The following is a 12,396-nucleotide window of genomic DNA, read 5'->3' as shown; positions in this document are numbered from 1 at the left end:
TAGATCGCGGTATTATTTGGATATAGAACGGCCATAGCTAGCGACGCGCCGGGCATATGTGTCCTGCGATCATGGCAAGTATCCGAAAGTTCAAAGCCGTGGTGTTTAAAGTCGCTGCGCACGGATCATTCGGCGACAGCAGACAAATTCAATTCAGGTCTGCCGTAATCGTTTTTGTGCCCTGCGGATGGCGCTCCATTTGGATATTTTGTGGGGTGCCTTAAGAAATGATTTCCGCCAATCCAACTCGTCCGGAGGAGCACCCGCTGCCAACTTTCGTATCCTGTTTGGGCTGAATAGTTCGAATTGCTGTAACCGCCTCAACGCATCCTTGACTTGCTCAGGCGATTTATCCGATTCAGTCTTTTCCGGAGTTTTCTGCGTTTTGTCCTGTGAAACTCGATCCTGCTCAAGACAGTTCTCCAACTCGGGAACTTGTTTGACAGCAACCGACAAGAGGTCAGCCTGGGATACGGCGCGTTTTACCAGTTTGAACTTGTTTGCTTGCCGGTCCAGCCAGATGCTGGGTGTAGAGATGTTTCCGAGTTTCAAGCGGGATTCGAAACCGGAAATTCGATCTGCTTTCGAACAGATCCTATCAACCTCCGAAAGATAGGCCTCAAGGTTGTTCGAAAGCTGCCCTTCCCGTTTAGAATAGCGCCCTGTCATAATTCCTAGCAGTTGGTGAAGGGGTGCATGTTGCGCCATCAAGCGCCAAAGGTTCCAGTCGCCCGCAAGCTTCAAACCGGAAAAAGCTTCATTCTTATCGATCGCATCCCAAAGCCATTTGCGAAAGAATGTTCCCTCTTGTTGAATTGTTGTCATCAACATCGTGTCCGCGGCGCCGCATGCAATTAGGTCTTGCGGAAGAGGAGGGGAAGAAAATCTGGTTGGGCGGCCCGCTTCATCCGTGTGATTGTGTATTCCTGTGAACCAGGAAACTTCACTAGAGCTGAGCTCTTGATCCAACGACGCCGCCAGTGCGCATGCGCCAGGTAACAACAAGTCATCAAAGTTAATCCACGTCAAAAAGGCGTCGTCTGGCGCTTCTGACAGGTGTTCGAACCCCTTGGTCACTGCCTCGTACATTGATCCATCAGGCTCGGATGTAAATGAGAAGTCTATAGCTTCACAGAAAATCGGAAGGGAATTTGTTGCGAGTCTTTGTTTCCACGCTTCCAGTTTTTGGATTGTGCCATCGGTCGATCCACCATCCTGAACGTGGTACCGAATGCGGAAAGGCCCGGACTGCATCACTACGTGCATGATGCAGCGGTCGATTAACTCAACACCGTTAAACACAGGGGTTACAATGTAGATTGTTTTCAACGATTTTGCCTTATTCTATGGCCTGGATTTACCAGATGGAATTCTTGAATCTACGATTCGTAGCGGCGAGATTACTAGCTTGATTCCCGAGTGACGACAGTTGAATTTTGCTTCTGGTTTTGTAGCCAGATCGACTTTGCCACAGTTCTTAACGTCAAATAAGGCGCGTGACAGTTGGAAAGGCACTTGTCGGTATTCGCCAGTTTACCCAGTCAGGCGCTAGATTTGAAAGTTCAAGCAACGAAGACGTCTATCTGTAGTTTGGTAGGCCGGAAAGCGCCCATGCTTGTTCTGCCTGTTTGGCGATCCCAGAGGAGGGTGGTCGGCAACCGGAGCCATCCCGGCTTTCGGTATACCGACACAATCCCACCCGGGATGGCACTATTGCCAAAGTGAACGTCTGACTTTCACGAACAACAGGTTTGCAGTTGTATCATTCTGGTCAGAACGTCCACCTCAGCCCGGCCTGAAAATATGGCCCTTGTGCGTCGCTGCCGAACTCCTGTTCGGCATTGACTTCGAACAACATGTTGGGAACGAACTCGTGCTCATACCCGACCAGTACACTGGCCCCGGTGAAATCCGTGGACGGGAACGAAAGGTTCTGGGTTGTTGAAAACACCGTCACGGATGCATCGGTATCGCCCAGACTGCGCCGGAGGACACCCGACAACTGACCCAGCAGGGCACCACCACTACTTAGCGACCAATCAGCCTCGACACCCAGCCGGGCTTCGATGACTTCGGTCGTGCTGTCCTGAATCGTCGCGTTAGCGGACGAGCCGGTTTCGGTATAATCATCATCGTCCTGACGGGTATAACGCACCTCGCCAAAGCCAAGCAACCCAAACGCATCGCTGGTATCAAAGGATCGTTCGACCCCCAGATAAGCCGTTAAAAGATTGCTGTCGTAGTCGGCATTTGCATCGGTACTGCCGGTGATTTCGCGCGACCGCTCGGTCGACAACCAGCCATAGCCCAGCCCGGCCTCGACCGTAAACGATCCGATCTGACGACCGACCGAGGCGTCCAGATACACACCATCCGTGTCGAAATCGGTGGTGTCGGTGTCACCGTTCGAGCGGAAAACACCCAACCCCAGCGCCAGTGCCAGACCATTGTCCAGCTGTCCGGAAACTCCCACGCTGCCGTCAAACACCGTGACGTCAGTGTCGACTCCGGGCACGTTCTCGAACTGGCGGGCCGCGGCATCGACAGTCACATACGGACGGAAGGGGCCGAAGCTGACGCCCGAGACGCGCCCGGTAGTGGCATTTCGCGTGACCTGAGCCTGTCCGCCGTAGCTCAGCACGCTCGTAGATCCATTGATCACGCTGCCATAAAACGCCGTCACATCGGCTGAGTTCAGAAGTTCAGCGGAATCAACACTGGCATAGATCGGGGCGGCACCGCCTTCGTCCTGCACGAACCAGCCGGACCGCCCATCCGATACCGTTGTGGTGAACACTCCAGAACCCGCAGCGGCGTCTTCGAACCTGAATACGTTGCTGCCGCCAACAGCGTCCAGATTGACGTTGTGATCCTGAACACGGATCAGACCACCGACCTCGTCTGTGGTATTCACATTCAAGGTCCCAGTGCCGGTTCCCAGATAGATCGCATAGGCATCGCCGGTCTCGGAAGCTGCAGAAATATCACCAACCGCTGTGATTTCTCCATCAAAGTTCTCGAAATACAGGCCGTAGGCGTTGACCTTGTCTCCACCTGCAGCGGTCGCTCGAATGACACCGCTGTTGGCAAAATTGCCCTGCATATCCTCGATATAGAACCCTGCAGCCATGCCATCGGCATTGTCAGTTGCGTTGACCAGGGTGGCATCCGCCATCACAGTACCCGAGTTGATCACATTGCCGGACATCGTATCGTAAAGCAGAACGGCCTGAGCTCGCGCGCTTTCTGCCCCTTGGGCAATGGCTGTGATGCCGCCTTTGTTCTGAACGGTGCCGATGGTCCCGCCGCGCACGTAGATACCACGCGCCCTGGAATCCTCCGTCTGCGAGACGGCTTGCGCGGTGATCGTGCCCGAGTTGTTCAACCCACCATCAAGGCCGTTTCGGATATAGACGCCACCCACATAGGCACTGTGACCTTCGGCCTGAACCGAGATCGTACCGCTATTGTCGATATCGCCGCTGACCCCGTTTCCGGCATAAAGCCCAAAAGCTTCGGCCTCGGTTTCCTGTGATGTGGCCTGCGCGGTCACCCTACCTGAATTCGAGAAGCTGCCATCGTGCCGCTCATCGATATTGAACGCAGTTGCTTCGGCTTCTTCACGGGCCGCAGCTGACACCGAAACAGAGCCTGCATTAACGATGTCGCCATTGAAATCACCATCACTGCCATCAGCGCCGACATACAGACCATAGGCCTCGGCAAAATTGTCGGCTGAATTGGCCCCAACGGAAATCGTACCCTGGTTCAGGAAGTCACCGGTCAACCCGTTGTCTGCGTAAATCGCTGCCGCTATCGCCTCCTGGTCCGCGTTGGCATTAACCATTATCGAACCGGCGTTGCTTACGCTGCTGGTGGCTTGTCCGTTCTCGAAGTAAACCCCATAGGCGTTGGCGAATTCATCGTCAGAATTGGCCAGAACGTTTAAGGATCCGGAATTGTCGATATCAGCGACAACCTCGCCATTTCTGGTCAGAAGGCCATAGGCCACGGCTTGCTTTTCGCCTGCATCCGCCACTGCCTGAATGGATCCGGAATTGCTCAGCGCTCCGGTCCATTCCCGGTTGACGTAGACGCCGGCCACGGTGGCTTCGGTCGCGCCAATACCCTGAACCGAGATCGCGCCCGAATTGACGATGTTCCCTTCCAGACCCGAAACGACCGAAATACCATAGCCAAGCGCATCTTCATCTTCGCTTTGAGTCACGATCGCAATCGTGCCGGAGTTTATGACGTTTGCATCAACCTCACCGGACAGCCTCAGCCCGATCGCCTCGGCGGATTCTTCGGCTGTTGCTTGCAACGTGATGAGGCCGCTGTTGCTGACGTCTTGGCTGACGCCGTCACGAATGGCGACACCATAGGCATCCAGATCATCCTCGTCAGTATGTCCGACAATCTGGATCGTTCCGGTGTTTGAAAACGCGCCGTCCAGCCCATTGTCAATCCGGATGCCGTAGACGTCGGCCGAGGTGGCACTGTCAACCTCGCTGCGGATGAGGCCGCTGTTCTGCACATCGCCCGTCACGCCGTCCTGGGCGTACAGACCATAGGCATAGGCTTGCTTGTTCTCTCCGGTGGCCTTCACCGACAGGGTGCCGGCATTGCTGAACCCGCCCTGCACATGGCCCGTGACATCCAGACCCATCACCATGACGTCCTCGTGGTTGGAGTCCGATGCTGTGGCTGCAACAGATATGTTGCCGGAGTTTGAGAATGCGCCCGTCAGGTTACCGTTGACGCGAAAGCCCGCAGCCGTTGCCGTATCCGCACCTTTGGCTGACACAGAAACCGTGCCGCCGTTTGTGATGTTCCCGGTGATGTCACCGTAAGACACCAGACCAAAGGCGAAAGCGTCCGACGATGACACGACGGATTCAGCACGGATAATGCCCGTGTTGGTGATATTCCCGTCAAGGCCCCCGCCGATACGCAATCCGGCGGCGTCTGCCGATTCCGATCCTGCATGCGCGACGGCCGTGACACTGCCTGAATTGCGGATGTTGCCCGTCACGCCACTGGTAATATCCACACCGCTGGCGCGCGCGCTGGAGCCGCTGGCATCGGCTTTGACCGTGATGGCGCCGAGATTATTGAGATGTCCGATCAGACCACCCGCAATGTCGACACCATTGACCGAAACTTCGTCAGAACCAGAGGCGTTGACGACAATCGAACCGCTGTTCGTAACAGTCCCCGTCAGACCGCTGCTGACATCAAAACCGTCCGCGCGTACTGACGTGGATCCTGTTGCTGACACTGTGACCGTGCCTGAATTCGTCAGATTTCCGTCCATGCCACCTGCGACGTGCAATGCAGACGCAGAGGCGCGGGTGGACCCACCATTCGCGGTAACCGAAACTGTTCCGGAATTTGTGAAGTTCCCGTCAAACCCGCTGGAAACGTCGAAAGCATCGGCTTCTGCCCGCACGGTGCTGACAGCTTCGACAGTGAATGTTCCGTTGTTGGTAATGTCACCGGTCATGCCGCTGCTGACATAAAAGGCATCAGCATCCGCTTCGCTGAAATCACTTTCGGCTTTTACCGTAACGGTGCCGGAATTCACGAAGCTGCCTGTCAGGCCACTGCTGACATAAAACGCGTCCGCATCGACCGTTGTAGACCCCAAGGCATTGACCGCGACCGTGCTGGTATTGGTAATGTCGCCTGTCATTCCACCGCTGACATAGAAAGCCTTTGCATCCGTGTTGTCGATGCCGCCCTGCACATCGAGCGAGATGCTGCCAGAGTTCAGGAAATTCCCGGTCAGACCACTTCCGACGCGTACACCTGCGGCGTTTGCCGTATTTGATCCCGCACGTGCGTTGGCGATGATACTGCCTGAATTGGTGATGTTGCCGGTCATACCGCTTGTGATATCGATGCCATTCGCGCGCCCGCTGGAACCACTGGCATTGGCTTCGGCCGTAATGGTGCCGCTGTTGAAAACGTGCCCAGTCAACCCTCCGGCAATATCGATCCCGTTGACCCGAACTTCGTTCGAGCCCGTTGCGTTGACGGAAATTGTACCGGTGTTTCTGACATTCCCCGTCAGACCGCCGCTTACATCGAAGCCATCTGCGTTAGCCGTCGTAATCCCCGAGGCGGACACGGTGACAGTGCCTGAGTTCGAGATGTTTCCATCCATGCCACCAGCCACGTGCAACGCCGATGCAGAGGCTTGGCTCAATCCGCTAGCGTCAACCGACACCGTACCTGTGTTCGAGTAGTTGCCATCGAGCCCGCTTGAGACACTGAACGCATCTGCGCTTGCTCTTGACGTGCTAACGGCTTCGACGGTGACTGTTGAATTGTTGGTAATATCGCCGGTCATGCCACTGCTGACGTAAAACGCGTCCGCATCCGCTTCGCTGAAACCACTTTCGGCCTTTACGGTGATGCTGCCGGAATTCACGAAGCTGCCTGTCAGGCCACTGCTGACATAAAACGCGTCCGCATTAACCGACGAAGACCCCAATGCATTGACCGTGACAGTGCTGGAATTGGTAATGTCACCCGTCATTCCACCGCTGACAAAAAAGGCATCGGCACGCACGTCATCGCTGCCGCCCTGCGCATCGATCGAAATGCTGCCGGAATTCTGAAAATTCCCGGTAAGGCCGCCACTGATATAGTAGCCATCGGCATCCGCAGCCGAAGAGCCCGAGGCCACAACAGTCATTGACCCTGTATTGGCCACATTCCCTTGCAGGCCATTGTCAACGCGAACCCCCTCGGCGTCTGAGTTCGTTTGGCTGTTAAGCGCCTCTACAGTGATGTTTCCTGCGTTCGTGACATTGCCCGCCACGCCGTCGGCGACCTTGACACCAACGGCCTGCGCTGTGTCCGCCCCGGAACTGGTCCGTGCGTTGATCGCATCAGAATTGACTAAGTTGCCGTTCAGTGTCCCATCGACATTGACACCGACCACCGAAACAGCAGCCCCGCCCGTTGTCGTTGCGCTGAGGGTTCCGGTGTTCCGGATGTTGGTGTCTACGTCATCTCCAAACAGCAGCGCCGTCGCCGATGCATTCGACGACCCAGCTGCTGCCACAGCCGAGACTGTCCCGGCATTCAACACGGATCCTGTGGACTCAACGCCATTCTCAAAACGGACGCCAGTTGCGACTGCATTGTCAGCAATTGCGGATGCGCTGGCCGACACGGTTCCCGTATTCGAAAACGCCCCGTTAGCATCCGCATCAATCAGGAGGCCCCGGGCAGTGACATTGCCCGTACCGCCGATTACGGAGGCACTGATTGCGCCGTTGTTGGCGATTTGACCAGTGGGCTGCAATTGGTCATTCAGCTGCAATCCGACTGCCTGCGAACTGCCCGTTGCAGAGACAGTGCCGTCGTTGGTCAATGCGCTGGAATAAGCCGTGTCCAATGTGACAGCGGTTGCCGAGGTCGAGGAAACGTTTACCGCGCCTGTTGGCGTGATGCTGATGTCTTCGTCATTTGTAAAGTTCTGGGGCGTGGTTCGTAGCGTGTCTATGACCTCTGCTTGTGCCACGCCAACTGGCGCTGTTGAGATCACGGCCGAGGCAAGGAATACCGAAGGCGCTATGCTTGCAATCTGACCTTTCCATTTGACAACTCGTCCACCCTTGGCCACGTGCATCTGCACGGACCGCCGCAATCCACCTGTATTCACCGAAGTCCCCCAAAAGGTCTTTTTTGATTTTTCTATAATTGGCCTAAAAATAAATCCCGGCGGAATTGTGGCGAACTCAAAGAGTCTTCACCAGATACTCACAATGGATCGCCGCAAATACCTACGATCGCGTATCATTTTGATATCTTGAGGGAAATACAAACAGATCCGAGGATTTCATCGGGTACGTTTAGGGCAGGTGCCAAGCCGTCTGCCACGTCAAAATCTGGGTCAGAGCTAAATACGGGTGTCCGCGATTGTTTCGATCAGCGGGCCCAGGTGACGCTCGTATTTCCTCCACTTTGCCTTCGAGGAGGAATAGAGCGGTCGGCGAACCTGCTGAACGCTGGCGGTACGAACCCGGCGTTTGCTCTTGTGGAATTCCAGACAAGCATTGTCCCAGTGCAATCCGCAGAAATCGATCAAACCCCGCGCGACGACCTCGAAATCGTCGATCAGCGCCTCATACTGAATGCTGTGGAATGAACCTTCTGGCAGCAGCGTGCGCCAGTGCTTCATGATGCGAACGTAATTGTTGTAGAAGCGGCCCAGTTCAACCTGATCGTAGCTATGTAACTGACTGCGTTCAAACAGACGTGTGTAACATGACAGGCATGTATCCAGCGGGTCGCGGGAGATGTGGATGATCTTTGCGTTTGGCATGATCGCATGAATCAACCCAACGAGTTGAAAGTTGGCAGGCATTTTATCGACGACATGCGGGATGTCCGGGGCGAATTGCGTCAACACCTCGACATAGTCTTCTGCGCGTTGCCTGAGCTTGTCGTCCGACAGCGACCGAAGTGCCAGAGGTACATTCGTTAGGCCGTCGCCCATTCTGCCAAACAGGTTCTGCAGATCGTTCAGCTCTCCGGCTCCAAAAACTTCCGGATGCGAATTCAGGATAGATTCGGTCAACGTGGTCCCCGACCGTGGCATCCCAACGACAAAAATCGGCCGGTCGCTTTGAACCGCACAGCCGCGTAGACGATCGATCATGTTCTGATCAAAGCATTCTATCAACGCGCCCGTCAGTTGATCGTTTTCGGCGGGATCGTACTCAATCAAAGACCGTTTTACCCGGGCGCCCAGCTGAAATTGCTCGAACGCCTCGTCAAATCGTCCCAGCTTTTCATAGCTCTCACCCATCGCGTAGTGATAGGCGGTGGCCTTGTGTGGCAACATCTCTGCCGCTTGCGGCATCGCTGCTTCCATCGCCTGAAACACGGGGCTGTCAGCGGTCATTTTTTCCAGTCTTGCCAGCGAAAGCAACGCGCCCAGTTTGTCATCGGCCGCGTCGGAAGCCGCTTCAAAATGTTGCCGGGCCTTTTCAAAATCGCCCTGTTCCATTTCCAGATGACCCAATGCCAGCCTGCTGGCTGTCATGTCAGGTTTCAATTCCAAGGCTTTCAGATAGCAGGTTATCGCGGATTCAGTGTCACCTAGATGAGCCTGTGCCATCGCCATCTGATGAAAGGCGGTGGCGCTTTCCGCATCAAGACGAAGCGCTTGCTTGGCCTCGACCAGGGCAAGGCCGGGGTGGTTCTTTTCATAAAGAACCTGTGACAATCCCACATAGCTTTCTGCGTTCTGCCCGTTCAATGCGATCGCATTTCGAAAAGACTTCTCGGCTTTGTCCAAATCCGGCTCGAGCAGGAAGATACGGCCCAGATTCCGATGCAACTCGGCATCCTGCGGGGCACGTTCCAGATGCTTTTCCGCCACGGCGCGGGCCTCGGCGATTTTTTCGGCCTCAATCAGAACGGAAACAAGGTTGTTGGCTGTTTCGTTGGAGCGCGGATTAATTCTGAGCGCTTTTCGGTACAGCATCACCGCCTTTTCGCGATCATCGTTATCGCGTGCGATACTTCCAAGGTTGTTGATCGCCCGGTCGAATTCGGGATCGAGCGCCAGCGCTCTTTCCTGCGACGCTTCTGCGTCAGCGAGGTTCCCCTGGTCATAACAGGCCAGACCCAAATTTGAGTGTGCAGCCGCGCTGCCGGGTGCAAGACGAACGGCCCGATGACCGATTTCAACAGCCTGTTCCAGATTGCCGGCGCTACGAAGAATTTCGGTGAAATTGGTCAGGAAATTCGCGTTGTCCGGCTGCAATCTGACAGCCTCGCTCATGGCGCGTATTGCTGGTTCGAACTGTCCGGCTTGGAAGGCTATAAGACCGATCATTTGATGGGCTGCAGCATGTTCCGGTACGGCCTGCACTATACGCGACAACAGTGAAGCGGCGTGTTGCAGTTGCCCGCCTTGATAATGCGTCATTGCCTGATCAAACGCATCCTGCACCGAAATCTGTTGCTGGCTGGTCATCGGCATTCCTTTATTAGCCAGAGAAGACAGGCGGGACGCCTCGTTAGGCCATCTACAACTGCAAATTTGTCTGGTCAAGATTGTGACCCGAGCATTTGGCGGCGCCGCCTCGATTGATCCGCCGATGGGTTGGCTTTGGGTTACAATGTCTGGATCAAAGCCTGCAGGATGCGCATCGCCCCTGTTGATGCCCCGGGCGTTAGGTCATCAAAAACTCAGGAACTTTGAGGCGGCACTTGTTTCCACATTAGATGGCGCATCGGTCATCAAACGCAAGAAATTGGGAACTAGGCTTTAGCACGCATTCAGTTTTTTGATTTTTATCAGAAGTTCGTGCATGATCCTATCCAGCGTTTCTTCCAAGATTTTCTGTCTCAATTGCATATCAGCATGGGGGTCATAATGGATAGAATGATTGCGTTAATGAAACTGACGGGCGCTTCGATCTTGTCAGTCGTGATAATGTCCAATGGCGCAGACGCCTTTGAAGGCGAAATTCCACCAAACGACGCTGTGCCATCACAGAATTACTCGCCGTTCGTTGACCGATCTTATCCGGATCAAGTTCTCTTTGGCGATCTTCATTTCCACACTGAAATCTCATTTGACGCCGGGCTTGTCGGAACATCCCTGAACATTCATGACGCATTTCGAGTGGCGCGCGGGGGAAGAATAACCTCGAATACCGGCCAGCCAGTGCAGTTGATCAGGCCTCTCGACTTCCTTGCTATCACCGAACACGCGGAAATGTTGGGGCTTGCGACCGCTGTTCGCGCAGCTGATCCCCGCCTTTTGGCAGATGAGTGGGGCCGCCTGACTTATGAGCGGTTCAACTCTGGGCAGGAGGGTCGCATGGCGGCTTTTGCTGACATCATCGAAATTGCGGCGGTTCAGGGCCGCGACCCGACGGCAGGTCTCGATCTGGACGGCGATCTTTGGCAGCAGATTGTCGAGACAGTCGATCAGTACTACGAGCCCGGTGTGTTTACATCTCTTGCGGGGTATGAATGGACATCGACGCCGCTGGGTAACAACCTCCATCGCGTCGTTCTGTTTGGCGACGGGGCGGAGAAAACGAGCCGGACCCGACCTTTCACATATTTTGAAAGCGAAGATCCCGAGCCGCTTTGGGATTATCTGGCCGCCTACGAAGAGGAAACGGGCGGCAGCGCAATTTCCGTGCCTCACAATGGAAACATATCAAACGGGATTATGTTTGCGCCCACCAAATTCGACGGATCGCCCATGGACGCCGAGTACGCCGCCAAACGTATTCGTTGGGAACCAATGCACGAAGTGACCCAGATCAAGGGTGATGAAGAAACGCATCCGCTTCTTTCACCTGACGATGAGTTTGCAGATTTTGAAACCTGGGACGTTGCAAATATTTCAGGAACCGTCGCTAAAACGCCTGAGATGCTGCGCTATGAATACGGGCGCTCAGCTTTGAAAGTCGGATTGGAAATCCAGCAGCAAGTTGGCGTCAATCCCTACAAGTTCGGCTTCTACGGTACGACGGACACGCATACCGCCCTTCCGACCACGCGGGAAGACAATTACTTTGGCAAGTACCAGCACACCGAACCCTCAGCGAACCGCCATAACTTTGATGTAATTCCCGCGGAAGACCCGGCGCTGCGGATTATCACGGCTCAGGAATCAGCCGCGGGCCTCACCGCTGTTTGGGCGCGCGAAAATACACGAGAGGAAGTCCACGGGGCCATAAAGCGCAAGGAAGCTTATGCCACAACCGGACCAAGAATGCGGGTACGGGTTTTTGGCGGCTGGGACTTTGACGCCGAAGACCTAGGCGCCTCGGATTTTGTTGCCAACGGGTATCGGAATGGTGTGCCCATGGGGGGTGATCTTGCAAAGGCACCCGACGGGGTTTCTCCGGGCTTCCTGATCCGTGCCCTGCGCGATCCGGACGGCGCAAACCTCGATCGTGTCCAAGTCATCAAAGGTTGGATTGATGAGAATGGAGAGACCCACGAGCGCGTCTATGACGTCGCCGTCTCCGGTGACCGGGTTATCGGCGAGGACGGACGCGCACGGGAACCGGTCCGGTCCACCGTGAATATCGAGAATGCGACATACAGTAACTCAATCGGTGCTGTGGCACTTGACGCCTACTGGCAGGATCCGGATTTCGACCCCGCTCACAATGCCTTCTACTACGTCAGGGTGATCGAAATTCCGAAACCGCGTTGGACGACTATCGATGCAGCGTTTTATGATATCCCATTGCCTGAAAACGTTCCGGCAGAAGTTCAGGACCGCGCGTACACGTCGCCAATCTGGTACAGTCCCGAGTAGTTATTCACAGTCTCGGTTGTGGCTTCAATTCTCGGCTCGGGCCCGAACCGGCAGTACGAATGATACTGTCGGGTTTA

The 12,396-nt window shown here is 55.1% G+C and carries 4 protein-coding genes; 1 reads left to right on the top strand and 3 read right to left on the bottom strand.

Translation table 11 applies throughout. The annotated features are described in order from the left end of the window. Window positions 1–153: 153 nt before the first annotated feature. The 3 genes from ACR0D6_RS17460 to ACR0D6_RS17450 form a co-directional block, all read right to left on the bottom strand. Window positions 154–1,329, bottom strand: a complete 1,176-nt coding sequence (locus ACR0D6_RS17460; protein WP_480766444.1) for a glycosyltransferase family protein — start codon at window positions 1,327–1,329, stop codon at window positions 154–156. A 442-nt stretch (window positions 1,330–1,771) separates the two neighbouring features. Next, window positions 1,772–7,678, bottom strand: a complete 5,907-nt coding sequence (locus ACR0D6_RS17455) for a hypothetical protein (RefSeq protein WP_480766443.1) — start codon at window positions 7,676–7,678, stop codon at window positions 1,772–1,774. A 237-nt stretch (window positions 7,679–7,915) separates the two neighbouring features. Then, window positions 7,916–10,003, bottom strand: a complete 2,088-nt coding sequence (locus tag ACR0D6_RS17450; RefSeq protein WP_480766442.1) for a sulfotransferase — start codon at window positions 10,001–10,003, stop codon at window positions 7,916–7,918. A 402-nt stretch (window positions 10,004–10,405) separates the two neighbouring features. Here ACR0D6_RS17450 and ACR0D6_RS17445 point away from each other — a divergent pair, with 402 nt between their 5' ends. Continuing rightward, window positions 10,406–12,319 (top strand): DUF3604 domain-containing protein, encoded by a 1,914-nt coding sequence (locus ACR0D6_RS17445; protein ID WP_480766441.1) that lies wholly within the window; start codon window positions 10,406–10,408, stop codon window positions 12,317–12,319. Window positions 12,320–12,396 lie beyond the last annotated feature (77 nt).

It is taken from the genome of Ruegeria sp. BJ6, assembly GCF_056537885.1.
This window is presented reverse-complemented; position numbering and strand designations above follow the sequence as displayed.

Bases quoted from the DNA above. Each gene is read 5' to 3' on its own strand.
- ACR0D6_RS17445 (WP_480766441.1), top strand. From the start codon at position 10,406: ATGGATAGAATGATTGCGTTAATGAAACTGACGGGCGCTTCGATCTTG.
- ACR0D6_RS17450 (WP_480766442.1), bottom strand. From the start codon at position 10,003: ATGACCAGCCAGCAACAGATTTCGGTGCAGGATGCGTTTGATCAGGCA.